Below are 26,680 nucleotides of genomic sequence, written 5' to 3'. Positions count from 1 at the left end.
CTACCCCTCAGTCAGCTTCGCTGACAGCTCTCCCCGCAATTACGGACGCGTCACGCACGCAATTGGCTCCCGGTCACAAAATGCCTGGGGCGATGTCGTTGAGGAGGAGCCACTGACGCAGATCAGCGAACTCGTCGAGACTCACTTCGTGGCCGAGTCCGTGATAACTGTGTGTCGTCAGCCACGTATGCTCTTCAAGCCACGCAGTGGCCGCAAACAACTCGTATTTGGGAATCACCTCATCGTTCTTCCCATACGCGAAGAACACGGGCGTATCAAACGCAGGCAGCCGATCGTCCGCCGCCGCAGTACCGGGCGCAAGAAAGCCGGACAGTGAGATCGCCGCACGATATCGCTCGGGATGAATCCGCAGCAAGTGCACGGCCAGCAGTCCGCCTTGCGAAAATCCGATCGGCACAACGTCACGTTCGATCGAAACCTGTTCGTCAACCCACTGGTCGATCGCTGTCGCAGCGGCGAGCGCAGCACGGTCGAGATCGTCTCCGGTAGGTGACTGTGCGGGAAACCACGAGTATGCGCCAGATGTGCGATCGTCGCGCGCCGGCTGCAGTACGATCGGCGCGCGCAGTGACGCGTAATCGTTGTACGGCGCAATGTATTGCATAATGTTGGCGATGTCGGTTTCGTTAGACCCCCAACCGTGCAGGCATAGGAACATTGGGCGCGCGGGCATCGTATTACCGCCGCCGCGCGAGTATTGCACATGCGTGATCGTCATCGGCGCGCGATGTGTGTCGTTTGTTGCGTCTTCGCTCATATCGAACATGATACGCGACGAAACAAGAAACCCCGGCGTGATTGGCGCCGGGGCGAGAAAGGAGAGAGAAGAAGAAAGGGATTCAATTATCGGGAACTGCTGCTGTTCCTGTTCAGCTCTCGCTGACAGTTATTATGTAACCACCCCTTTCTTGAGACAATGATGTGGTTGTCTGAAAAAATTCTGAGAATTATTGATAGCGGAGTTGCCGGCGACGTAGCAGATTTATGGCGGCAGCTAGACTGGGGAAAGATTGAAAGAATTGTCCCAGCTATACAAGGAGTGCTCATGCTGCTGTCCGATCGCGACATCCTCGCCGCCAAGGAAGACGGTCACATTTCGCTGGACCCGTGGACGCCTGAGATGGTACAACCAGCATCGATTGACGTGCGACTGGACCGTTACTTCCGCCTGTTCAATAATCATGCGTACACGTATGTTGATCCGGCGGAAAATCAGGGCGCGCTGACTGAACAGTTCGAGGTTGCGCCGGACGAACCGTGGATTTTGCATCCGGGAGAGTTTGCGCTCGGCTCGACGTGGGAGTATGTCAAGCTCGATGCGACGATTGCTGCGCGACTGGAAGGCAAGAGTTCGCTGGGACGCCTTGGTATTTTGACTCACTCGACTGCGGGCTTCATTGACCCGGGATTCGAGGGGCATATTACGCTCGAGTTGAGTAATGTTTCGACTCTGCCGGTGAAGTTATGGCCGGGTATGAAGATCGGTCAGATGTGCTTCTTTAAGCTGAGTTCGCCGGCCGAGCATCCGTATGGGTCGAAGGGCACTGGCTCGCACTATCAGGGTCAGCGCGGTCCGACCCCGAGCCGCTCGTACATCAACTTCTACAAAGCGCGCATCGACGACTGAGGCGGGAAGCCGAGCAGGCCGTAAGTCAGCACTAACGCAACAGTAGTGCTGACTTACGGCCTGTTTCCATATCTCAAACGACCGTAACTCAGCAGGAACCACATCCTGTCATTGAGTTACGGCCTTTTTCATGCCCTCAGAAGGCCGTAACTCAGCGGTGTGTCGTCACTCCTGCTGACTTACGGCCTTCCGGAGGCGTTTTGGAGGCCGTAAGTCAATGGAAACGAGGCGATAGCGCTGAGTTACGGCCTCTATCCACACCTAAAACGACCTTAAGTCAGCACTAACACGACGATAACGCAACGGCCTGCGTACCTATAACAAAGCTCCCTCTGACGGGCAACATACTCGTCAGAGGGAGCTGGTCGTGTAAAGGTCTGAGGGACAGTCGCACCTTTGTGGCCTCCACCCCGTGTGACTACCCCTCAGTCAGCTACGCTGACAGCTCCCCTAGCAAGGGGAGCCGAGTGCTCACAAGCTCGTTTTGCGTTCCCACCATCGAACAACTCCCCAGCAAGGGGAGCCGAGGTGGCAAGTCTCTCAATTGGCTGGCTGACCAAGGACAGCCCCCAAGCACGGGGAGCGGAGTACTCGCACGAATAATCTCACGATTATGCCCGGGGACAGCCCCCAGCACGGGGAGCCGAGAGCGATAGCAGCTCGCTACGCGACTACGCCGCGACGCTTGTCAACAGCGCGCATGACCGCCTTGTAGATTTCAGAGGCCACGAGCACGACCGCTGCGAGTCCGATGCACTCGAACCATGCCACGAAGTCAAGCGGCGTGGTGCCGAACGCTTCGTTCAGGAACGGCACGTAAATCACCACCAGCTGCAGCAGGATCGAAATGCCGATCGCGCCCCACAGCCACTTGTTGCTGAACAGACCCACGAACGCGGACTGGCGAGACGAACGCGAAGCAATCGCGTTGAACAGCTGCGCGAACACGAGAATCGTGAAGCCCATCGTACGAGCCTCAGTCATCTGCGCATCGTGGCCGAGCGCGTCCACGGAACGGTCGGTGAACAGGCCACCCGCGAGGTGCATATCCATGCCGATCAGCGTCACCGCGGCCATAATCAGACCGATAAACGCAATATCAATCCACATGTCCTTGTCGATCACGCGGTCAGTCAGGCGACGCGGACGGCGAGCCATCACGTCGTCGGTCTGCGGGTCAACGCCCATTGCGAGGGCCGGAGCCGCATCGGTGAGCAGGTTGATCCACAGCAGCTGCGTGGCGAGCAGCGGCACGGTCACGCCTTGCGTGCCGGGCTGAGTAATACCGAGCACACCGGCGAGCATAACGCCGCCGAACACGGTGAACACCTCGCCCACGTTGGAGCTCAGCAGGTAGCGCAGGAACTTGCGGATGTTGTCGAAGATCACACGGCCTTCGCGCACGGCGGCGACGATGGTGGAGAAGTTGTCGTCCGCGAGAATCATCTTCGCGGATTCCTTCGTGACTTCGGTGCCGGTAATACCCATCGCCACGCCGATATCAGCGGACTTAACAGCCGGCGCATCGTTCACGCCGTCGCCGGTCATAGCGGCGATGTTGCCTTGACGTTGCAACGATTCGACGATCTTGAGCTTGTGCTCCGGGGCCACACGCGCGTACACGGAGACTTCAGAAGTCGCCTTGTCGAGACCGGCTTCATCGAGAGCATCGAGCTGGTCGCCAGTAAGCGCGCGACCACCCTTGGCGATAATGCCAAGATCGGAAGCGATACGCGCCGCAGTCAGCGGGTGGTCGCCGGTGATCATAACCGTACGGATGCCTGCGCGGTGAGCCTCGGCGACCGAATCGCGCACCTCGGTACGCGGCGGGTCGATGATGCCGACCATACCGGCCCAAATCAGGTCGGATTCGATCACGTCGGACTGTTCGGCGATATCGGTAACTTGACCAGCCGAGTTCGCGACGATACCGGGCACGTCGGTCAGCGAGGAAACGCCGAGCGGACGGTACGCCTCACCCAGCGTACGGTACGCCTCACCGGACAGCTTCTCGACGGTTGCGAGAATCGTTTGACGGTCGCCTTCGGTGAGCGGACGAACCGCGCCGCCCACGGCGATGCGCGTGCAGTAGCCGAGCAGCACGTCAGGCGCACCCTTGGCGAATACGGTCAAGTTGCCGGCGTCGGCGTTGTCTTTCGCGACGATCGCCATACGCTTGCGTTCGGACGTGAACGGTACTTCGGCCACGCGCTCGAAATTCGCATACTTGCGATCGGCGTGCACCTTACGCGCGGCAACGATGAGCGAGACTTCGGTTGGATCGCCAATCGCTTCCCACGTACCGGGCTTGGATTCGCTTTCGCGCAGGTCACCGTCGTTTGCGAGCGTACCAGCGCCGAGCGTCGCCATGACTTCGGTAGACACTTCGGCAGGAACAGTCAGATCGCCGTCAGCCGCGCCGACCATGACCATGCGGCCTTCCGGCGCATAACCGGTACCGGTAATCTGCACTTCGCCGGACGGCGTGACCACGCGTTCGACGGTCATTTCGTTACGAGTCAGCGTACCGGTCTTATCGGAGCAGATCACGGACGCGGAACCCAGCGTTTCCACGGACGAGAGCTTCTTGACGATCGCGTTGTGCTTAGCCATGCGCTGCACGCCGAGCGCGAGCACGACGGTCAGGATTGCAGCCAGACCTTCCGGCACCGCGGCGACGGCCAGCGAAACAGCCAGCAGCAGCGAGTCGATGATGTCGTGCACTGAGTGGAAGCCCTGCGTGATGGCGAGCGCAGCCAGCACGACCACGGCGATAATGCACACGGCGAGGCCGAGGATCTTGGAAACGTGAGCCATTTCCTTCTGCAGCGGCGTGGCTTCGTCGTCGGTTGCGGCGAGCATGTCGGCGATTTTACCGACCTGCGTATTCATACCGGTGCCGGTGACGATTGCGCGGCCGGTACCCTGCGTGACGGACGTGCCGTTGAAGATCATGTTCGCGCGATCGCCGAGAGCCTTGGCTTCGGCCAGCGTTTCCGGCTTCTTACCGACCGGCACGGATTCGCCGGTCAGGCTCGCTTCTGCGATGCGCAGGGATGCGGCGGCGAACAGTCGACCGTCGGCGGAGACGGTGTCACCTTCGCCGAGTACGACGATATCGCCGGGGACGACGTCGGTCGTGTTGATATGGACGACTTTGCCGTCGCGCAGGACTGCGGTTTGCGGCGCGGTCATTTGCGCGAGCGCGGCGACGGCCTGTTCGGCGCGGGCTTCCTGAATGTAGCCGAGGACGGCGTTGACGATCAGGATGAGCACGATGACGAGTGCGTCGAACGGTAACGGCTCGCCAGCGCCCGGCGTGTTGGCGCGTTCGATAAACCATGCGACCACCGAGATTGCGGTGGCGACGAGCAGCAGGTAGACCAGCGGGTCCTCGAACTGTGCGAGGAATTTCTTCCACTTTGGCACGGGCGGCGCGCTGGCCAGCTGATTCGGGCCGAACTTTTCGAGTCGGCGTGCCGCTTCGGCCGAGGTCAGGCCGGTAGCCGTGTCGACGTTCAGCGCCTTGGCTACGTCAGCCGCGTCGGTCAGCGAAGGGTCAGTATTGTTCAACAGCGCTTGCTGAGCGCGTACTTCTTCTGAAATAGCGTCCTCGTTCACTGCGGACGCCTTGGATTGACCGTTACGATCAACCATTGTCTTTCTCCTTGGTATAGCCGCGGAGTAGTCAGCCCTCGCACTGCTCGGATTCGTTCCCTACATCCGGTGCGCGCGATAAAGCTGCGCGGTTTTGTGGGCACCGGCGCAACTGCTGCCGATGCGTACGCGTGCCATTATTCCATAAGGTCGTAACCACGGCGTGGCACACACGCTAGGCATGTTGCCCAATTTTGCGCATAGTGTGTGTGCAATTGCGTGACGCTGTCAGCGAAACAAAAAACGGCTCCCTTGCTAGTGGAGCCGTCGAAGTCGACTGAAGGGTAGTTACACCCTTGGAGCGTCCGAAGGTGTGCTACCCCTCAGTCAGCTACGCTGACAGCTCGACCCGCAATAAAGGACGCGCTACGCGCAGTTTACTGGCTCGCCTGTCGGCGAGCACGTTGCCTACAAACAGTCCACTGGACTGTTTGCTTAACGGCAACGTCCTTCAAGGGGAGCCAAGGATACTATTTATCACGCGCGACGGCGGATGACTACCGTGACACCAGCCGCGGCAGCGAGGATGAGCATGATCGCGACCACAGTCATCACACCAGCACCACTCTGCGGCAGAGTATCCGTCTTAGCCTGCGGATTCTGCGTGTTCGTGTTGTTCTCAGTCGGCTGAGTCGGCTTCTGCGTATCAGTACCAGCAGTATTATCCTCGGAACCCGTATTATTATCTGGCTGCTGAGCCGCAGCCTTCACGGTCACACTATCCCACACCAGCTTCGACGGATCAGACCACAACTTCACCGCAATACGGTGCGTGCCAGCAGGCGTATCAGACGGAACCTTTACTTTCACCGTACCATCAGACGCCACGGTAACACCAGTAGCAAGCACACGCGGCGTAGAGAACATAGTCACGTCAGCCTTATCACCCGCATGATCAGCACCAACATTCACCGTCACTTCACCGCCAACAGTCACCGAAGTAGCAGCAATCAAACCAGTAGCCTGCGTGTCCTCAGTCAAATCACCCTCAGACGGGACAACAGTAGTAACCGTCACCGTACGTTTCGCGGTAGCAGTATTACCAGCCTTATCCTTCACCGAGTATTCAACGGTATACACACCCGGATTCGACGTATCAACCGGATTCGACGTAACCGTAACATTCCCAGTCACATCACCATCAGTCACATCAGACGCACTCACACCAGCCAACGGATCAAACGACGATCCCATAGGCAACGTCACATCAGACACACCAGCAAACTTCGGAGCCTGCGTATCCGGACGATCAAACATAACCAAGTAATCTTCGTAACCAGCAATGCCACCTACGCCAATACCATTACCACCAGAACCACCAGAAACATAATGATGGATTGCTACACCAGTAATCGCATCATTGTTCAACCAAGCAGCCAACACTTGACGCATATGCTCAGGCATTAAACCACTCACAGGAGCCTGCCCCGCAGCAATATTCACTTCAATCGTATTAAACGCATAGTAAAAAGTCTCATGCGGCGGATTCATCGCCACAGTGTAATCAAGATCTTCTTCAAAATCAGCACCTTTGCCACAATAAGCATGTGTCGGGTCATCATCATCCATGCCTCCCCAACAAACGGGTGTTCCATCCGCCCAGACAGGCGACACCGCGAAATCAATGCCATACGACGCTGTTTGACCAGGTTCCAACCCCTCGGAACTATACGTGTATCCCAATTGATTCACGTTCTCAGCAGTCAACGTGTCACCCGACAACGTCAACGACAGTCGCGGGTCCACATTCGGCGATGTTTCATATGCATTCGCCACGCTTGCACCGCTTAGCATCATTGCCAGCAAGCATGCTGTCGCGGCTACAATGCCAAGTCCCTTCTTCCAACCACCTCGCATAGTATGTCCTTTCTCACGAGGTCTGATAAGACACTCTCACCAATACCCCCCCCCGAGACAAAAACGCCCGGCATACCAACCACAATCAACCCAAAGCCATAAAAACAGTCACAACGCTTGAAACACTCAGGCCAACCGCCAAGCTAAACGCTCAGTCCAAACTAGGCCGAACCAGTCCAAACCCCAAGCCAAACTCACACCAAAGCTCATTCCGGAATGAAATGGGGCTAACGGAATGAAATAGGGGCTAAAGGTCAAACCGCGTGGCGGTTTTCGCTCACTAACAGTGCTCTCAGCAAGCAAAAACCGCCATTCCTACTCGCGCGTGGCGGTTTTCGCTCACTGAGCACCGTCTTAGCGAGCGTTTTCCGCCACGCTGCGTCATGAGTGGCAGAAAACGCTCACTGAGGAGCACTCAGCGAGCAAAAACCGCCACTACCGTATCAACCACCACACGGTGAAACAGCCATACGTGACATCATGACCACCATCACACCACTACCCACCACAACGGCACACTAAAAAGAACAAGTAGCGTGACATTCTGGCGATCAAACCATTCAACACCACCAAAACATCACGCCTAGAAGCGCATTACCGTGATGTTTTGGCGATCAGCCCATCTCTTGCCGCCAAAACATCACGCTCAGGCAATCACCAGCGTGACAATTCGGCGATCATCACACCACTGACCGCCATAATGTCACGTTCACACACCCAATTCCATGACATACGACCATCAAACCCGAAAACCCATGCCACACAAGATGGGTATAACGTTATATGACAGTTGTGTGTACACGAGATTTGCCACACAAACGAATTTTCGACGATTTTTCGGTTGTGTGGCAACACCCGTTAAAACGAGTACGGGGGCATACTACTCAAAAACGTTGAAATTCCAACAATTTAAGGATTATTAGGTTTGCCACACAAACGGGATATAACGTTATACAACAGTTGTGTGGCAACACGAATTGCCACACAACGGGATTTTTAACGATTTTTCGGTTGTGTGGCAGAGAGCGATGGATGATGGACGATCAACACACTCACGAGAGGCAACAAGCATTGACACGGGTTGGTCGTTCCAAGGGTGTGACTACCCCTCAGTCGACTTCGTCGACAGCTCGTCCCGCAATTAGGGACGCGCGAAGCGCGCAGTTTGCTGGCTCGCCTGTCGGCTCACACAGCACCTACAAACAGCTCCGCTGTTTGCTTAACGGCAACGAACCAGCAATTCCAGACGCGCTACGCGCGGCGTTTTTCTGGCTCGCCTGTCGGCGAGCACGTTGCCTACAAACAGCTCTGCTGTTTGCTTAACGGCAACGTCCTTCAAGGGGAGCCGAGATAAAACGCTTTGCTGGGCGGGCGGCTCGTTTGCGATTTTGGGCGCGCTGCGCGAGCCAAACCCGCGATGACGTGGAAATTTTGCACCCAAATGTAACGAATCGGGCCGAAATTTTGGCCTAATTCCCCACTGCCGCGTAGGATGGACGAAGATATGTAGAAAGGGATCACCATGAGCGTTCTCGACCGTTTTGAGAAAAGTGTAGAAGGCGCGGTCAATGGCGTGTTCGCCAAGTTCGGGTCTAAGGACCTGCAGCCCGTCGACCTCTCCAGCGCCCTCGAACGCGAAATCGACAATGAGGCGATGCCAGTAGGCCGCGACCGCACAGTGGCTCCGAACGAATATCGTTTCAAGCTGAGCACCCCCGATTTCGACCGCATCGAACAGTGGGGGTCCGAAACCCTCGCCAACGAGCTGGCCGACAATCTAACCCAGTACGCCAAGAGCCAGCACTACGCATTCGTTGGCCCGGTCGTCGTCATCTTTGAAGAAGATCTCGACCTGACCAAAGGCAACTTCAACCTAAGCTCCGAATCGGTGCAAGGCAACGCAGTCCCGGTCACCACGAACGAACAGTCGCAGTCCAACCCGATGCTCGAAGTCAACGGCAACCAATACCTACTCACCAAGGAAAAGACCGTGATCGGCCGCGGCTCCGGCTGCGACATCATCATCGACGACCCGGGTATTTCCCGCCGTCACATGGAAATCGATATCACGCCGAACGGTGTTATCGCGCGCGATCTCGGTTCCACTAATCACATGTATATTGAAGGCCATCAGGTCCCGATCGCCACGCTGCTCGACGGCAACACGATCACCATTGGCCGCACGCGTATCCTCTACTGGGCTTCCGCGCAGGATCAGGAGTAAGCCCGCGAAGGAGCCGTTCTATGACCGAATTGACCTTCGCCATTCTCAAGTACGGACTGCTCGCCCTGCTGTGGGTGTTCGTATGGCTTGCCATGCGTTCTCTGCACAAGGATATGGAGACGTTTAGTCCGCGCACATCGCGCACGCATCGCCGTAAAGAGCGTCGTGCGCGCAAGGCCGCCGCATCCCCGGCGCCCGTGGCGACGTCAACGGCCGTCCCGGTGCGCACTCCGGTCGCTGAACGTGCCAGCCAAGCGAATAACGATTTAACATTGCTCGTGATTATTGACGGTCCGCTTGCCGGCGCGTCAGTGCCGCTGACTGGCGGTTCGATTACGCTCGGCCGTGCCGCGTCGAATACCGTGGTGTTGGAAGACGAGTTCGCATCGTCGCATCATGCGCGCGTATATAAGGACCCTGTCACCGGTTCGTGGGCGATTGAAGATCTCGGCAGTACGAACGGCACTGTGGTCAACGGCCAGCGTATTAATACGCCTACGATTCTTGCGGCGCGTGTGCCGGTGCGCATCGGCGCGACCACCTTCGAACTGAGGTGATCGCGATGCCAAATTCTGCTGCTTCACAAACGCTTTTCCTCTACTCGACGACGGTTTCTGACGTCGGTACTGTGCGCGCTAACAATCAGGATTCGTCGTTCGCCGGCGAACATTTGGCCGCGATCTGCGACGGCATGGGCGGTCACGCGGGCGGTGATACTGCGTCTACGATTGCAATCCGTTCGCTCGCGCATATCGAGCAGGATGATGTCGACGGCGACATCCAAACCGTTTCGCACGTACTCGAATCTTCCGTAATCGCCGCGCACGACGCGATCGTCGGCAAAGCGAAACACGAGCGCAAGCTCGCCGGCATGGGCACTACGGTTGTCGCGTTGGTACTCGTGTCCGGATACTGGGTTCTCGCGCATATCGGCGACTCGCGCGCGTACTTACTGCGCGACGGCAAACTCACGCGCATGACGCATGATCACAGTTACGTGCAGCATTTGATTGATATGGGCCGCATCACGCCGTCCGAAGCGAAGAATCATCCGCAACGTAACGTGGTGATGCGCGTGCTCGGTGATTTCGACATCGACCCACGACCTGATATCGCGATCCGCAAGGCACATCCTGCGGATCGTTGGCTGTTGTGCTCGGACGGCTTGTGTGGCGTGCTCGAAGACTCGACAATCGAACAAGTACTGGCCGATTGCACTGATCAGGAAGAGTGCGCGCAACGGCTCGTCAGCATGGCGTTGAAGGCCGGCAGTACCGATAACGTGACTGCGGTGATCGCCGATGCAACACTCGCGCTCGACGCCAACGCATTCGATCTGCCGCATCAAACGCTGCTCGTCGGCGGTGCGGCAAGTTCTAGCCTCGAAACGATCGCGGATATCGTCAACGCACCGGTCGCCACCGCGCCCGCACTGCGGCCCGATTTGAGTTCGCCGGCCACGCGCGCGGCCAAGCTCATCCAAGACAGTAACGAAGGCAAAGATAAGCAGGTCGCAGCGAAACAGCCGACCTCGCGCGTCGCACAACCGTCGACTGTCCGTGAGGAAATCGGCGATCGTGAAGTGCCTGATACTGGCGAAATTCCAGTCGTTCAGAAGTCCGATGGCCGGATCACCACCGACCCAAGCGACCCAGAAGTCGCGCGCGCGATTCACCGCGAGCAAGCTAAACAGCGCAAAGTAACGCGCACCCGTCGGCATCGCAACCGGTTTATTGTGCTGTTCGCCTCGATTATTGCCGCGGCCGCGCTGGCTGGCTGCGGCTGGGGTGCGTATGCGTGGAGTCAAACGCGGTATTATCTCGCGTCGTCAAGCGACGGTGTGATCGCGATTTATCAAGGCGTGAACACGAATCTGTTCGGCCTGTCGCTGTCGCATGAGGTGAAGAAAACCGATATTCAGGTGTCTTCTTTGCCACAATCGTGGCAGTCGCAGCTTGAGCAGGGGATTACCGTTGACTCGCTCGACGCGGCCACCGCGCACGCTGAGTTTATTGAGAAGGAACGCGATAAGGAAGCGCAGAAGAGCCAGTCGGATACGCCGAGTTTCGGCGCTGCTGACGATGCGATCGACAACAACGGGGACGGCAAGCCAGATTCGTCCGAGAACTCGAGCGACTCAACGAAGGGAGGTAACGCGCAATGATACAAACTCGGCTGCGGCAGATTTCGCTGTTGCTGTTCGCTATCGTCATCGGTTTTGTCGCGTTCTTCCAAATGTTTGAGCGCACAACTGGCGGATTTCCAACGAATTACGCGATCTCGCTTGGCATAGTCACCGCACTGTATCTCGTGCTGTGGGCGTTGACGATTCGGTTCCAGCCGTATGCGAGCCAGTCGATTATGCCGTGCGTACTGCTGCTGAACGCGATCGGTACGATGATGATTGCGCGCATCGACCACGCCAAAGATACGGCAGTCGGTTTTCGTCAATTGCTGTGGGCGGCCGCGGCTTTGGTGATTTGTGGCGCGCTTATTGTGGCCTTACAGGATTACCGTATTTTGCGCCGATTTTCGTATGTAAGTATGGTCGTGGGCCTGATTTTGCTGCTCTCCCCTATGATTCCGGGCCTTGGCATTGATATCAACGGCGCAAGCGTGTGGATTAAAATCCCGTTCACGAACAGCACTGTGCAGCCGGCTGAGTTTGCCAAATTGTTCCTCGCGTTCTTCTTTGCCGCATACCTGTTCGATCATCGCGACCAGCTGGCCGTAGGCGGTAAGAAATTCTTAGGGATTCAACTGCCCCGTATTAAAGATCTCGGCCCGATTATTATTATTTGGGGCGTGTCGATGGGCGTGCTCATTATCCAGCACGATTTAGGCACGTCGCTCATGTTTTTCGCGATGTTCGTCGCAATGTTGTACGTCTCAACCGGTCGCAAAAGCTGGATCGTGATTGGTTTGCTCGCTTTCGCAGGCGGAGCCGTGGCGGCATCCAGTATTTTCAGCCATGTTGGCGCGCGCGTGGACGCGTGGTTGCACCCGTTCGATAACACGTTGTACAACCAAGAATTCGGCGGCTCATATCAGATCGTCAACGGCTTGTTCGGCCTCGCATCTGGCGGGCTTGCTGGCACGGGACTTGGCCAAGGTCACCCGGATATCACGCCGTTTGCAAACTCAGATTATATTTACGCCTCCGTTGGCGAAGAACTCGGTTTGGCAGGTATTCTAGCCGTACTCATGCTGTATTTGATCATCATTGCGTCCGGATTCATCACGGCCATGAAAATCAAAGACGGTTTCGGCAAACTGCTCGCTTCCGGACTCGTGTTCACGATGGCATTCCAAGTCTTCACGGTCGTCGGCGGTATCACGCTCGTCATTCCGTTAACCGGTCTCACTATGCCCTACATGGCGGCCGGCGGTTCGTCACTTATCGCCAACTACGTGCTCGCAGCACTGCTTGTCGTAATCTCGAACGCAGCAAACAAGCCAGAACCGTCCACCGATCTATCAGAAACGTTCCAATATGAGGCGCTGGCCGCCTTGCGCGACCATGAACTCAAGGAGCGTGGTGTCCGATGAACAAATCCTTACGTCAACTGTTCACGGCAGTCCTCGTCCTGTTCGTCATCCTCGGCATCTCCAGCTCCGTGTTCACTGCAGTCGTCGACAATAATCTCAACGCTGACTCACGCAACGCACGCTCGATTTACCGCACGTACGGCACGCCGCGCGGCGCAATCCTCACGTCCGACGGCACTGTCATCGCGCAATCAATCGGCACTAATGACTCGTTCAAATACCAGCGTCAATATTTCGACGGAGCACTGTACGCTCCGATCACCGGCTATTTTTCGATTACGCACGGCACTGGACCAACGTCCAACGGTATCGAAGGATCGCGTAACGATCTTCTGAGCGGACAGGCTGACGAGCTGCTGTGGGAGCGGTTCAAGGCAGTACTGTCCGGCGAGCAGAATACTGGCGCGTCTGTCGAAACGTCGATCGATTCCAAACTGCAAGCACTCGCGTACCAGCTTTTGGGCGATCGTGACGGCGCGGTCGTCGTGACCGAGCCGAAAACCGGCCGTATTCTCGCGATGGCAAGCACGCCGAGCTACGATCCGAACACACTCGCCACGCACGCTACAGCCGACGCAAACAAGGCGTTCGAGCAGCTCGTCGGCGACGAAGCGAACCCCATGCTCAACCGCGCCACGCGTCAGCTCTACCCGCCGGGGTCCACGTTTAAGACCATCGTGGCTCTGGCTGCGCTCGAAACTGGCAACTACCAGCTCGACACGCAAATTCCAGCCGGTGCAACGTACACTCTGCCTGGTACGGCGACCGATTTGATCAACTCCAGTGCAGCTGGCGGCGGTTCAAACGGCAAGATCTCGTTCCAAGATGCGATCACGTATTCGTCGAATACCGCGTTTGCGCAACTCGGTGTTGCGCTCGGCGCTGACAAAGTGCGTGCAATGGCGGAAAAGCTCGGGTACGACGAGCCGATTACCGTCGACGGCACGACCTCGACTGGTTCGCCAATGGTATCGGTCGCGTCGAAGTTCCCAGATAATCCGACTGATGATCGGCTTGCGCTAGCGTCGATCGGTCAGGGTGACAATCAAATCACCCCGCTGCAAAGCGCGATGATTGCGTCCGCGATTGCGAACGACGGCGTACTCATGAAGCCGACGATCGTGGACCGCGTGCGATCAAGCGATCTGTCGGTGATTTCGGAAACCAAAGCGCAGGTGTTAACGAAAGCGTTCAGCGCCGATACCGCGAATACGCTCACCACAGCAATGGAATCCGTGATCACCAAAGAATACCCGTCGCTGCAAATCGACGGCGTGAAAGTCGCTGCAAAAACTGGTACCGCGCAAATCGGTACGGCAAATCAGAGCATCGACGGTTGGATCATGGGCTTCGCGCCCGCCGACAATCCGCAGATCGCGATCTCGGTAGTAGTGCATAATACTGATCTCTACGGCTCGCTCGCCGCGGGTCCGATTATGAAGTCGTTGATGGAGGAGGCGTTGAAGAAGTGAAACTGATCGAAGGACAACTTATTCACCGCCGTTACCGGCTCGATCGACGGCTCGCGCAAGGCGGTATGGGCGAAGTTTGGAAAGCGTATGATATTCAGCTCAACCGTCCGGTTGCGATTAAAGCGTTGCGCTCCGATCAGTCCAATATGGAGTCCAAACTCCAGCGACTGCGCGCGGAAGCGCACAATTCCGCCAATCTTGCGCACCCGAATATCGCCGCACTGTTTGAATACTACGAGCACGATGGCATCGGCTTTCTCATCATGGAATACGTGCCGTCGAAGTCACTCGCGGACCTGTATCACGAGCGTGGCGCGATACCACCAACCGAGCTACTGCCGATACTTATTCAGACTGCGCGCGGCCTGTTCGTCGCACACTCTCACGGCGTGATTCACCGCGATGTCAAGCCAGCGAACATCATGGTTTCCGACAATGGCGAGGTGAAAATCACCGATTTTGGTGTCTCGTACTCGACCAATCAGGAGCAGATTACGCAAGACGGCATGGTCGTCGGCACTGCGCAATACATCTCCCCCGAGCAGGCGCAAGGCCAGCAGGCGACGCCGCAATCTGATATTTACTCGCTCGGTGTCGTCGCGTACGAAGGACTGTGCGGTCACCGTCCGTTTACGGGGGCCACGCCGGTGGATATTGCGGCTGCGCACGTCAACGATCCGGTGCCACCGTTGCCCGATACGGTTGATTTGCAGCTACGTCAATTTGTGATGTCGATGCTGGAGAAAGATCCGCGCGACCGTCCAAAGGATGCGCTCGTCGTTTCGCGCACGTTGGCGCGTATCGAACGCCGACTGCTCGATCAGCAGACCGAGGCCAGTGATGACACGTTCGTCGCGCCACCGTCCGGTCGTATGCCGCGTCGAGTCGCCAGCGCGCCGCATGCCGTCAACACGTTGCTGCGCGCAATGGACCCGAAGACGATCATCCCTGCCGGTGATGCGCCGATTCCGGCCGCGCCGATCGTGGCGGACGCGGCGTCGCTGAACGCGAGTGTGGCGGCGGCTGGTGCCACGTCGGCCGCCACGTCGGTTCCGCTGGCTGCGCCGGAAGTCATTGTACCGGCCCCGCCGGCAAACTCAGCCGCACCGATCGTGCAGCTGCCGGTCGCTGACATGCCGTCCGGCGTCGATCACAGCTTGGAAACGTCCGCAACCGCGGACTCATGGAAGGAACAGCAATGAGCAACACTATGCCCAATTCGCTTGCCGATGGCCGTTACCAGCTCGGCCAGCTGATCGGACGCGGTGGTATGGCCGAAGTACGAGTGGCGCTCGACACACGCCTCGGACGCACCGTGGCCGTCAAAATCATGCGTTCCGATCTGGCCAACGACAAGATATTCCTGTCACGATTCCGCCGCGAAGCACACGCAGTCGCGCAGATGAACAACTCGAATATCGTCAACATCTACGATTCGGGCGAAGAAACAGTGACGGCCGAGGACGGCTCGACCGAGCATCTTCCGTACCTCGTAATGGAGTACGTCAAAGGCCAGACGCTGCGCGATATCATCAAGGCGAACGGTGCGCTCTCCCAGCGCGACGCCGAACAGATCATGCTCGGCGTACTCAACGCGCTCGAATACTCGCATCGCATGGGAATTATCCACCGCGATATCAAGCCTGGCAACATCATGATCTCTGATCAAGGTGTGGTCAAAGTCATGGACTTCGGCATTGCGCGTGCGCTTGACGATTCCGCAGCGACCATGACCCAGTCGCAAGGCGTGGTCGGAACCGCACAGTACCTCTCCCCCGAGCAGGCGCGCGGCGAAACCGTTGACATGCGCTCCGACCTGTATTCGGCCGGTTGCGTGCTGTACGAAATGCTGACCGGTCGACCGCCGTTTACCGGCGATTCGGCGGTGGCAATCGCGTATCAGCATGTGTCTGAAGTGGCGACACCGCCGAGCGCAGTCGTGCCCGGATTGCCGCCAATGTGGGATTCAATCGTTGCTAAGGCGATGGCCAAGGATCGGCAGAACCGCTATGCGACGGCCGCAGAGTTCAAAACTGATATTTTAACGTTTATGAACGGCGGTGTGCCGGTTGCGGCCGCGTTCAACCCGCTCACCGATCTGTCGAATATGAAGGCGCGCAAGCAAGCTGAACAGGACAATCCGACTGCAACAATGGCCATGCCGGGCGTGCCCGGGGCTGCTGGCGTGCCCGGCAGTGCGCCGAGCGTGGGTGAGACGACGACTACACAGGCGTTCAATCCAGTCACCGGTCAGTTCGAAGTTATTCCAGCGACGCAACCTGCGGTCGGCAATACGGCAGTCAAATCACGCGCAGAACAGCGCGAAGAAGCCGCACAAGCCGCGCGCAAGAAGAAGAACATCATCATCGGCTCGGTGATCGGCGTTATCGTACTGTTGGCTGCGATCGTCGGCATTTTCTTTATGATGAGCGGCGGTACAGTCATCGAACAAACTGTTGAAGTACCAGACTTTACGTCCATGTCCGGCGTAACCAGAGACAAGGTACGCACCCAGCTCAAGGACCTCGGTCTGACGGCGAAAATCACCGACGACGACGATTCTGACAAAGCAGAAGGCACGGTAACCAAGCAGGATCCGGCCGGCGGTCAGAAAGTCGCCAAGGGTTCGACCGTGGAAGTCTTCTTCTCCACCGGTCCTAAGCAGGTGACCGTGCCGGACGTGAGCGACAAGACGCAGGCTGAAGCGCGCGAAGAGCTCACCAAGCTCGGCTTCAAAGTCAGCGACACCGTGCAAAGCGTCGACAGTACAATCGAGCAGGATAAGGTCGTGGAGACAGATCCGAAGGCTGGCACATCGCAGAAGAGTGGCACGACGATTACACTAGTCGTGTCGACTGGCCGCATGACCATGCCTGACCTGACTAATCAGCCGCTGCAAGCCGCGCAGAAGACGCTGCAAGAGATGGGCCTATACGCAAGCTCGACTGAGGAGTACAGCGACACGGTTGCACAAGGGTCTGTAATCAGTACCGACCCGGCTGCCGGCACGACGATTGATCCGAACATTACGGTGACGATCGTCGTATCCAAGGGTCAGGAACCGGTGAAGAAGGTTACGATTCCGACCACGATCGCGCTGGGTACGTCGAGTGCGACGGTGAGCGGTGTGCGTGCACAGCTGGAAGCACTGGGGTTGAAGGTTACGATTTCTGGGCCGTCTGATGACACCGCGATTGTGACCGCGCTCAACCCTGGCCTCGGTCAGGAGGTTGACGAGGGGTCTGAGGTGACGTTGACGACCAAGGCTGCGACGTCGACCGATACCGGGGATAACAACGGTAGCGGTGGTGACACTACGGGTGGCGGCACCGAGAAGGATGAGACTGGCGGCTCTGGTTCTAACGGGTCCGGTTCTTCCGGTTCTTCCGGTTCTGGGTCTACCGGTTCTGGCAGCAATTCCTCCAACAAGGAGTAAGCCTGCCGCCCGGCTTGTTAGGAATCATCTTGTCTGCAAGGCGTAGCCGACTGAGGGGTAGTCACACGGGTTGAACGTTCCAACGGTGTTGCTACCCCTCAGTCAGTTTTGCAGCTCGTTCTGCAATTATGGACGTGCTGTCTGACAAGTGGAGCTGAGTCTTACTGTTGTTTTGTGATATTGCGGCGGAGAACCCACTAACTTCCGCCGCAATATCACAGTAAAGACCCTATTTTTGTGATATTCCGGCGGAACTGTATCACCTCTCCGCCGGAATGTCACAGAAACAGCCCTATTTTTGTGATATTGCGGCGGAAAAGTGCCCTACATCCGCCGCAATATCACATTTAGGACAGGGTTTGCGTGATATTCCGGCGGAACTGTACCGTCTCTCCGCCGCAATAACACGCGAACAGGTTGCCGTGGGTCACGGGATGGAAAAATTGAAGATTTTGCCATCCCGTGCGCTATACATCAGGGATATGTGGAGCACGCGATGGATTGAAACGGGTCAATTCCATCGCGTGACCCAATATGTACGCAATGGTGTTACCTATGTACGCAATACCACCCTGTATTGCCGCTCGAGGACGCAAATAAGAGGGTTTTTTACTTCGTGACTTTGGGCTGAAGGCCGGCGGATTTCACAACGGCGCTCGGCTGACCGCACACCTTAAGCCAATTAGCGAGCAACCGGTACCCATCCTGCGTCATCACTGACTCGGGATGGAACTGTACCGCATACATCGGCAGATCACGGTGCTTGAGTCCCTGAATAATATGGTCACCCTGCGTCCATGCGGTCACGATCAGATCATCCGGTACTGAATCCGGTTCAACTGCGAGCGAGTGATATCGAGTTGCGGTCATCGGATTAGCCACACCGTCGAAAATCTCATCATCGATATGCTCGACTTGACTCGTCTTGCCATGCATAATCGTCGGCGCATGGTCAACTGTGCAACCGAATACTTCAGCGAGCGCCTGCAATCCGAGACACACGCCAAACATCGGCTTCTTTTCAGCCGCGCACAGTCGAATCACATCCTCGCTAGCGCCCGACTCAGCCGGCGCACCCGGGCCGGGCGAAATCAGCACGCCATCGTAACCGTCGAGTACGCCCGGCTGAGCCGCGTCAATCGCATCGTTGCGAACCACGTCAACCGTCACACCAAGCGTCTTAAGATACCCGACAATCGTATATACGAACGAATCGTAGTTATCGACCACCAGTATGCGTGCCGAATCCGTCATCCTGCTCTCCTTACGATATGACCCACAGTTCATCACTGTGGCTCAGTCTACGTCACGGTATGCGTTCCGTGCGCGCGGCATCCACTTCGCGGCGCAAGTCAGTCACGCGGGAAGCGGTGCGGGCAGTCGCTACGCCTGCCAGCCGCCAGCGCAGCCGGCCCAACCAATCACACCGTAAAGTTCGACATCTCCCGCAAGTACGGAATATTCCACGCGGCCCACGGGCACACCCACTCCACGACCACCATCGCAGCAACGATAAGCAGAATCGCAAGCAGTACAATCCGCACCGGCAATACGCCCGGCTGATGCCGCAGCAGCCAACCGTAGATACTCGCATCCGGACGCGGCTTCTCGCCGTTACGAATCGCGCGCAATACCGGGAACCGCCACGCCACGAGAGCCGCGAGGAACACGATCACATACGCTATGAGCAGCGCGATAATCATCGGCTTGAACGAGCCAACTTGCGCAACCGCGTTGGTGATCGCCTTCGCGTTGTTCGTGAACGATACGCCGGTCGTCGCGTTACTCGTCGCCATTTCCTGCGGAATACCGTCCGACACCTTCGCCCAATACTTGAACTCGCCGTAGCTAATCCAGCGGTGCGTCGGCGTTGAATACTTCGGTTCGCACGTCAGCAGTTCAACGAGTCGCTTGGTTGGCGTCTGACCGGGGTTCTTCGGGTTCGCATCGAGCACACGAACCTCGTTCGCGCCAACGATTTCGTAATCAGTGTACGTGTACACGTACCAGTAGTCCTTGGTACGAATGATGATCGCGTCGCCTGGCTGGAGCAGATCGACGTCGCCGAGCGGCTGACCGTAACCGTTGCGGTGACCGGCGAGCACGACGTTACCGACCTGACCGGGCATCTGCGAGTCCGCGTAGTGACCGAGGCCGAGCATGTTGAGTTGCACGAGATCAGTACCTTGTACGATGTTGCGTTTCCAGTCGGTACCGAATCGCGGAATATACGCGGTGCCGATCAGTTCGCTCGTGCTCGCGGATGACGGCTGCAGCGGCGGCTCGCCTTCCTGTGCTTTCGCGATTTTCGTAGTATCGCCGTTGCCCGGCTGTGACCAGTTGGCGGCTTGTGTGGTTGACATCTGCTCGTGCTCAGCTTGCACGCCTGTCCACCACATTTGCCAGACGATGTACAGTGCGCAGATTGCGGCGGCGGTGAGCAGTACTTCTGCGAAGACGCCGAGGATTTGCCAGCCGAGACTGTGTTTACCGGCGCCACGGCTACCATTACGTTGCTGTTGCGCGGCGCGGCGAGCGGCGGCACGCGTGAGCGGTACGTTTTGCGCGGACTGCTGCGCGGCAGCTGCGGCGGGACCGGCTGCCGCGGTTGCGGTTGCGGCGGCAGGACCAGCGAAACCGGACGCGCCGGCGAAACCAGTCGCCGCGCCGGGCATCGCTCCCCCACCTACCGGAATACTCGGCGGCATATCAGCCGCCATCCCGCCGACTCGCGGCAGATCAGCTGTCCGCTCCCCTTCTGGCTGTGCGAAATCACCAATCTGATCGAGCGAGTCCAACTCAATCGCATCATCAGACTGTATATTGCCGTTCTTTGCGTGTCTCACTGTGCATCCGCTTCCTGCGTCGTAGCGACGCTTGAGTATTGCAGCGACTGAAGTAGCGCTGTCGTTTCCGGGAACTGCAGGTCGTCCTTCGTCTCGACCTTATAACCAATGCCAAAGGCATTCACGTATTCTTGAAAAATCTTCATCGCACTCGAATTTTTCAGCGAGTCGAGCATCGCGTCGGTTGGTCCGATCGCGGAAATCGTGTACGGCGGCGAGTATTTACGACCCTGCAACAGCAGTACGTTGCCCTGACAGATCACCGCCGAATTGAACAGGACACGCTGATCCTGAATCATCATCGACTCGGCGCCGCCCGCCCACAGTGCGTTCATCACAGACTCAACGTCCTCTTGATGAATCACGTAATCGTTGATATTCGTAGCAGAACCGGAGTTATCCACCATGTTCTCCCACAGCGGCGAATCGTTGAGCGTCACCGTGACTCCCGGACCGTGCACCGCCGCGAGCATCGTGCCAGAACCGGCCGATTCACTGTCTTTCGATACGTCCGAACTATCAGTGCCAGCGAAATCCTTCAACGTTTCGATCTGCGAGCTGAGTTTCGTAATATCTTTCTGCAGCTGATCGACCTGTCGGACGCGCTGCTCAACCAAATCAGCCGTGTCCGACGACACAACCACCGTGCGATTAATACGCACGTTCGTCGCCAGCAGGAACCCACTCAACGCCACGACAAGGAACATAGCGACGCCACTGGGCCACGACGAGCGCTTCGCGACATGCCTACCGGTATGTTTCGCCATGCTTCCTCCGAACGTCGAGCTACTTGTTCCTGAATTCGAGTCTAGCCACTATTATGACGTTTAGCCTACATAAAGGAGACTACGCTCATGGCAGATACCGAGCAGAAAGACTGGCAGGCCGAGACCGGCGATAAGGGTACCGCGGCTGGCACTGCAGCGGACGAGGATACGACTGCGACTAACGACTCGACTTCGGCCGCTTCGGCCACAGGTTCGGCCGACTCAACCGACTCAACCGATTCAACCGACGACGAAACGTACGGTGTACCGATGGATCAGGTGGAGGCTGTACTCAACGCCACCGCCGACAAGGCCGCACTCACCCCGCAAATGCAGCGCATGATGGCGCGTCAGGCGGAGAACACGAAGCGCGTTGAGGAGACGATTAAGGGGACGAAGTCGAATCCGCGCTGGTTTGTGCCGCTGTTCTGCACGCTCATGATTATCGGCTTGATTTGGGCAGTCTGCTACTACATCACTTCGAATTATCCGATTCCGGGCATCGGCGCGTGGAATCTGCTCATCGCGTTCGTGATTATCATGGTCGGTTTCATTATGACCATGTGGTGGCGGTGAGTCTGGTCAGTACCTCTAAGCGGGAACTCTGCGTGGGTTCCCGCTTTTTTGTGGCCGCTAGTCGTTGGTACGTCGTTGGTACGTCGTCGGCACGTCGTCGTCTCGTCGTGCCGTTCGGTCATCAGGCCGTAACTGAGCACCAAGTCGTTCCTTTCATTGAGTTACGGCCTCCAAACGCCTTCCAGAGGGCCGTAACTGAGCAGGATCACGTCCCTTTCATTGAGTTACGGTCGTCTGTAGGGCTTGCGAAGGCCGTAACTCAATGAGAACGTTGCGTTGATGCTCAGTTACGGCCTTCGTTGTTCTGTAACGCGCCCACAATGGTCCCGTAAAGTCCCGTAGATAGCGTAACTACGCGCAATCACGATACGTGCGCGCACTTACGCTTATTTTTGGGGCTGAAATCAAGCGTAAGTGCGCGCAGGCATGGATTTTGCGCGCAGTTACGCTTGCTGGGAGTGCAAAGTGTGTCCATAATTGCAGGACGAGCTGGCTCATGGAGCGTTTTAGTGCGGCTCCCCTGACAAAGGGAGCCACACGAACATAGCGAACAAATTTCTGGCGCAGAATCTGGCATAAGAGATAGCGCGCAGTCATCGCTCAATCCCCCCATCACGGCTTGTGACAGCGAATCAGGACGTGCTTGGCTCCGGCGAGCGTGGTCGCGAACAGATACACGTCCCCGCCGTCGCCGAGCCGCAGTTTCTTGCGTAATTGCGCGACCGTAAGCGGGAAATTACGCACCGCAATATTCGCTCGCGTCACGCCGGCAAGTGCGGACTTGACATCCCGCTTACTGAGCGTCGTGATCGTGTCGACTGCGAACGTACGTCCCGGAAAATCGGTGATCGGCTCGCTGGAAACGAACAAGTGACTGTTCGGGCCGATCTGTGCGACATGATAGTGGTCCTCGATGAGCGCGAAACAGCCGACTTTCATAATCGTCGCGTTCGGCTCGTACAGATACGTGATCGTCTGCGGCGCGCGGCTGAACTCGGCTGTCAGTTGCGGCGCGACAGCGGCGTCGGCTGAATCGTCGCGGTTGTTTATCGGCGCAAACTGACTGGACTGGCTGGACTCGGCGGCGGTCGGCTGCGACGCGGCAGTGGCGACAGTGGTCATGCCAGCAGCATTGTCATGACCGCTGATCGCCACGAACTGACCGAAGAACCGGCTGGACTCGGTTGCCGCGCACGTAGTCAAGTCAGCGGTACATTTGTTGGACTGCAAATCGTAGTCAACGTCCAGTCGATCACTGTCGTTGACACAGTACACGCGCACGTGCGTATTGCGGTTGCGGTCGAGGACGAGCAGCAGTTCCTTGCACTCGTTGCCGGTCGCAACGATGTGAACTTCAGCGACCGCGCCACGAAAGTCGGCCACGGCCTTACGCCAGTCGAGCATCGGAGACAGTTTGATCATGACGTGCGGCGCGGCGGCGAGTAGTTGGTCGCGCAGCGCGAGCACGTTCGGCGTGCAATCTTCAATCGCAACGGTGCGACCGCCGTGCGCATCACGGCGTGCGGGATCGATGAAGATGAGGGGTATGGGCGGGGTCGTAGCGCCGGTTGGTTCGTCGACTGTCGCTGGGTGCGAGCGATCGGCGCCGGGTTGGAAATGAGTTGACAAGCTGCTCACCGAATGACTGTTTTCCGCACGATCCGCGTCAATGTCAGCATCCGTATCGGTTTGTGGACACGATGCTAAGGATGACATTGCGACACAATCTGCTACGAGAGCGTCGTTTGTATGGTCCACGGTATTAGCGACGTCAGCACCAGCTTGCGGGCACGGTGTTGAGGATGATGTTGACGCACTGTCAGATTCCGCGCGTTGCGCGAGGGCATGTGCGTTGCGCAAGTCGGCGAGTATTGTTTCCGCATCACTGTTGACGACTGTCACATGATTCAGGCCGAGCGCGCGCATATTATGCTCGGCCAGCTCGCACAGGTGCGGTTGACGTTCGACGTAGATGGCGTGCTCGAACACGCGAGCTAGGTAGGAGCAGTCCACGCCGAATCCGCCCGTGAGATCGACGAGACAGCCGGGGAGTGGTTGCGGTTGCGTGTCGGCGGGTGCTGACGACGCTGTTGTGATTTGCGTCTGTGGCTCGCTCGGCACAGTTTGGGCAGCTTGAGCAGCATGGACTGTCGGTTCGGACGAGGTTTCCCATGTTTTCGCCGCTGACGAAGTGCCTAATTCAGTCGGCACGGCTGATGTTTTCAGCTCATTCGATGCGTTCTGCGCGACCGGTACTTCGGGTGTTACTGGTGTCGTACTTGGCGTTACCGGCGTAAGCTGCTCGGTCAGCTCAGTTTGCGATGCGCTTGGCACGGCGGGATCGGGTAGTTTCGACGATGTCAATTCGCTTGGTGCAGCGATGCGGCGCGCAACTTCGGCTTTGTATCGGGCGGTGAACTGGGATGAACACTGTTCCATTGAGATATGTGGCGGGTAGATGATGCCGTCGCACGCCGCCCATTCAGGCAGTTTGGTTTGTGCTGTCTGCCATCCGGCGATTTGGTCGAGCGCGAACGGTAGGTCGAGGCCGTCGGTGCGCTTGGCTTTGAGCGCAAGATCGCGCACGTCTTCGGTGCGGTGGACGGCAACGAATTGAGCAGTTTCGGGCGACATCAACATGTCTTTTAGGGTAGCTGTGTGCCGGGATGGGCTGGGGATTAGTAAAGATTATTGAGTGATTTACCGCCGCGGACTTATCCACAGACGAGAATGGCGGAATTTCAATGGTTATGGTGAGTTATCCACCGATTATCCACAGTGTATCCACCGGATGCCCACCAATTATCCACCGATATTAACTGAGTTATCCACGAGTTATCCCCATAGTTATCCACATTATGTGGACAACATTCGCCGTGGCGCTGTCCACAGCGATGTGGATAACTAGTTATGCACATTATCCACAATCAATAATCGTTGCAATTCTGCGGATACTGCACTTGAGATGTACATTAGTAATGCATTTATCCACGAGTTATCCACCAATATTCCAGAGTTATACCCAAGTTATCCACAAGGTTTTCCACATTATGTGGAAAACTACACGCCTGTAATTCCACAATGGCCTGCCAGTATCCTGCATCATAAATACGTTAACGTATTAATACAGTCCGAGAACACCTAAAGGATTAAACAGGTTGCACAGTGCAATCAGCACAAGCAGCAGCACGAACACAGCCGTTCCATACACGGTTGTGCGATATTGCAAACTCTTGCCGCGCGACCACGTGAGTTTAGGCGACACCAACAGCCACGTGAACAGTGCGCCGATCACGAATCCGCCCACATGCGCCTGCCACGCAATCCCGCGCACCACCACCGGCATCGCGAAATTAATCACCATCCACACCATCATCGAACTGATATCCGCACCAATGCGACGATACACAACCAACATCGCCGCAAACAAACCAAACAGTGCGCCAGACGCACCATACGCCGCACTCATCCAGCCCGAGCCGCCCGGCCAAATCACGCCCCACGCCATCATGCCAAGTCCACCGCCGACGCCAGAGAGCATATACAACGCCAAAAATGGCCAGTGACCCATCATGCGTTCAAGCAGAGGCGCAACCGACCACAGCGTTAACATGTTAAATAAAATGTGCAGAATCGACGTCGGCTGATGCAAAAACATCGACGTAATAAACGTCCACGGATGACGCGTAGCCAGCATCGGCTGGAACATGCCCACGTTTAGTAACGCGTTTAGTCCGCCCGGCCAGACAATCGACAGCAGCAGTTCGATCACCCACATAGCGACGCAAATCAGCAGAATCGCGGTAGTGAATACCGGACCATTGTCGCGCCAGTGGTAGCGAATCGCGCGCTTGTTGAACAGATCACGCAGGGAAGGAGAGCTGGGAAACAGATTAAAACCGTGGTATGCCATGCCTCTACTCTACCGAAACCCTGTCGAGTCTGGCAGACCGATACGTCACAATCATGCAACTACGGGAGGGTACCCGGCCAATATGGCGAGATTGCCCAAGCGCGACGACATGCCGGCAAGAAATCCACTCAATCGTCACAATCGACGGCCTAAGATAGGGAACAGAGTTGGCTTGGACGGGCAAGTCGGCCGCACGATTGGGAAAGGAGCCGTCATGGAGAACAAGTCTTCTAACGGTTGGAAGTTCTTTGCGCTGCTGTTCGGCGCTCTGCTCGCTGGTCTGGTGGGCCTGTACATCTACAAGCAGCAGAACCCGGATTATGATCCGTGGGAGGAGCCGTGGGAAAACAGCTCATCGCCGGTCGATCTCGGGCTGAACAAGGCTGAAGATGAGCAGCCGGCAGCCGCCGAGCCGGAGGCAGAGGCCGCTGAGCCTGAAGCCTGATGATTAATCCCGCGCCGTTTGCGACGCGGGATTTTTTTATGCCCGGAAAATGCGCAGCGAATGGTTCTCAATAAGAAAAGTGTGAGCCTGACATAGTGTCAATCGAACATCGCAGTTCGTAAAGTGCCGGAATACCGCGGTTTTTCTAATGTGCGATTGTCCGATTTTGTTCGTTTGGCTCACACTTTTCTTATTGAGAACCATTCGCTGCTAAAAAATACCCCCGCCCAGCAAATGCCAAGCGGGGATATATCACCAATCAGGCGAGCGGACCGGTGTGCCAGAGTGCG

General features: G+C 57.1%; 17 protein-coding genes and 3 pseudogenes. 10 read left to right on the top strand and 10 right to left on the bottom strand.

Going from position 1 to position 26,680, the window contains the following annotated elements:
* Positions 1 to 73 precede the first annotated feature (73 nt).
* On the bottom strand, positions 74 to 739 hold the full coding sequence (locus BHAP_RS00380; RefSeq protein WP_420807695.1) for an alpha/beta hydrolase: 666 nt from the start codon (positions 737 to 739) through the stop codon (positions 74 to 76).
* A gap of 327 nt (positions 740 to 1,066) precedes the next feature.
* On the opposite strand from BHAP_RS00380, the gene dcd reads away from it, so the two are divergent.
* Positions 1,067 to 1,648 carry a dCTP deaminase gene (gene dcd / locus BHAP_RS00375; protein ID WP_094728544.1) on the top strand — a complete coding sequence of 194 codons (582 nt, stop codon included), beginning with the start codon at positions 1,067 to 1,069 and terminating at the stop codon, positions 1,646 to 1,648.
* A gap of 663 nt (positions 1,649 to 2,311) precedes the next feature.
* On the opposite strand, the gene BHAP_RS00370 is transcribed toward dcd, so the two are convergent.
* On the bottom strand, positions 2,312 to 5,305 hold the full coding sequence (locus BHAP_RS00370; protein WP_094728542.1) for a cation-translocating P-type ATPase: 2,994 nt from the start codon (positions 5,303 to 5,305) through the stop codon (positions 2,312 to 2,314).
* Positions 5,306 to 5,782: 477 nt separating this feature from the next.
* Positions 5,783 to 7,162, bottom strand: a complete 1,380-nt coding sequence (locus BHAP_RS11795) for an immunoglobulin-like domain-containing protein (RefSeq protein ID WP_094728540.1) — start codon at positions 7,160 to 7,162, stop codon at positions 5,783 to 5,785.
* Between the two features lie 1,522 nt (positions 7,163 to 8,684).
* Between BHAP_RS11795 and BHAP_RS00360 the strand changes: the two genes are divergently transcribed.
* From BHAP_RS00360 to pknB, 7 genes and pseudogenes are all read left to right on the top strand, one after another.
* Positions 8,685 to 9,386 (top strand): FhaA domain-containing protein, encoded by a 702-nt coding sequence (locus BHAP_RS00360; RefSeq protein WP_094728538.1) that lies wholly within the window; start codon positions 8,685 to 8,687, stop codon positions 9,384 to 9,386.
* Between the two features lie 20 nt (positions 9,387 to 9,406).
* On the top strand, positions 9,407 to 9,943 hold the full coding sequence (locus BHAP_RS00355; RefSeq protein WP_094728536.1) for an FHA domain-containing protein FhaB/FipA: 537 nt from the start codon (positions 9,407 to 9,409) through the stop codon (positions 9,941 to 9,943).
* A gap of 5 nt (positions 9,944 to 9,948) precedes the next feature.
* Positions 9,949 to 11,550 (top strand): PP2C family protein-serine/threonine phosphatase, encoded by a 1,602-nt coding sequence (locus BHAP_RS00350; protein WP_094728534.1) that lies wholly within the window; start codon positions 9,949 to 9,951, stop codon positions 11,548 to 11,550.
* Complete coding sequence (locus BHAP_RS00345; RefSeq protein WP_094728532.1) at positions 11,547 to 12,935, top strand: FtsW/RodA/SpoVE family cell cycle protein; 1,389 nt, start codon at positions 11,547 to 11,549, stop codon at positions 12,933 to 12,935. Before BHAP_RS00350 ends, BHAP_RS00345 begins: the two co-directional genes overlap by 4 nt.
* Entirely contained in the window at positions 12,932 to 14,407 is a 1,476-nt protein-coding gene (locus BHAP_RS00340; RefSeq protein WP_094728530.1) for a peptidoglycan D,D-transpeptidase FtsI family protein, read from the top strand. The genes BHAP_RS00345 and BHAP_RS00340 overlap by 4 nt, the downstream gene beginning before the upstream one ends.
* A pseudogene (locus BHAP_RS00335) lies at positions 14,404 to 15,309 on the top strand (serine/threonine-protein kinase); the annotation flags it as partial. The gene BHAP_RS00340 and the pseudogene BHAP_RS00335, both read left to right, overlap by 4 nt.
* A 296-nt stretch (positions 15,310 to 15,605) precedes the next feature.
* Positions 15,606 to 17,843 (top strand): Stk1 family PASTA domain-containing Ser/Thr kinase, encoded by a 2,238-nt coding sequence (pknB, locus tag BHAP_RS00330; protein WP_094728528.1) that lies wholly within the window; start codon positions 15,606 to 15,608, stop codon positions 17,841 to 17,843.
* Positions 17,844 to 18,452: 609 nt separating this feature from the next.
* On the opposite strand, the gene BHAP_RS00325 is transcribed toward pknB, so the two are convergent.
* The 3 genes from BHAP_RS00325 to BHAP_RS00315 form a co-directional block, all read right to left on the bottom strand.
* On the bottom strand, positions 18,453 to 19,097 hold the full coding sequence (locus tag BHAP_RS00325) for an anthranilate synthase component II (RefSeq protein WP_094728526.1): 645 nt from the start codon (positions 19,095 to 19,097) through the stop codon (positions 18,453 to 18,455).
* Positions 19,098 to 19,264: 167 nt separating this feature from the next.
* Entirely contained in the window at positions 19,265 to 20,518 is a 1,254-nt protein-coding gene (locus tag BHAP_RS00320) for a class E sortase (RefSeq protein ID WP_094728558.1), read from the bottom strand.
* 167 nt (positions 20,519 to 20,685) lie between these two features.
* Entirely contained in the window at positions 20,686 to 21,456 is a 771-nt protein-coding gene (locus tag BHAP_RS00315; RefSeq protein ID WP_094728524.1) for a DUF881 domain-containing protein, read from the bottom strand.
* A gap of 87 nt (positions 21,457 to 21,543) precedes the next feature.
* Between BHAP_RS00315 and crgA the strand changes: the two genes are divergently transcribed.
* Positions 21,544 to 22,032, top strand: coding sequence for a cell division protein CrgA (gene crgA, locus BHAP_RS00310; protein WP_094728522.1), 489 nt, complete (start codon positions 21,544 to 21,546; stop codon positions 22,030 to 22,032).
* Between the two features lie 612 nt (positions 22,033 to 22,644).
* Here crgA and BHAP_RS11570 read toward each other — a convergent pair.
* The 4 genes and pseudogenes from BHAP_RS11570 to BHAP_RS00295 all read right to left on the bottom strand — a co-directional run bounded on the left by BHAP_RS11570 (position 22,645) and on the right by BHAP_RS00295 (position 25,945).
* Positions 22,645 to 23,154 (bottom strand): THUMP-like domain-containing protein, encoded by a 510-nt coding sequence (locus BHAP_RS11570; RefSeq protein WP_158216393.1) that lies wholly within the window; start codon positions 23,152 to 23,154, stop codon positions 22,645 to 22,647.
* 128 nt (positions 23,155 to 23,282) lie between these two features.
* A pseudogene (locus BHAP_RS00305) lies at positions 23,283 to 23,580 on the bottom strand (SAM-dependent methyltransferase); the annotation flags it as partial.
* An 828-nt stretch (positions 23,581 to 24,408) separates the two neighbouring features.
* Positions 24,409 to 24,672, bottom strand: a pseudogene (locus tag BHAP_RS12060) (SAM-dependent methyltransferase); the annotation flags it as partial.
* A gap of 481 nt (positions 24,673 to 25,153) precedes the next feature.
* Complete coding sequence (locus BHAP_RS00295; protein ID WP_094728520.1) at positions 25,154 to 25,945, bottom strand: rhomboid family intramembrane serine protease; 792 nt, start codon at positions 25,943 to 25,945, stop codon at positions 25,154 to 25,156.
* A 214-nt stretch (positions 25,946 to 26,159) separates the two neighbouring features.
* Between BHAP_RS00295 and BHAP_RS00290 the strand changes: the two genes are divergently transcribed.
* Positions 26,160 to 26,390: a hypothetical protein gene (locus BHAP_RS00290; protein ID WP_094728519.1), complete on the top strand. Its 231-nt coding sequence runs from the start codon at positions 26,160 to 26,162 to the stop codon at positions 26,388 to 26,390.
* The last annotated feature ends 290 nt before the right edge of the window (positions 26,391 to 26,680 follow it).

Source organism: Bifidobacterium hapali, assembly GCF_002259755.1.
Classification (GTDB): domain Bacteria; phylum Actinomycetota; class Actinomycetes; order Actinomycetales; family Bifidobacteriaceae; genus Bifidobacterium; species Bifidobacterium hapali.
This window is presented reverse-complemented; position numbering and strand designations above follow the sequence as displayed.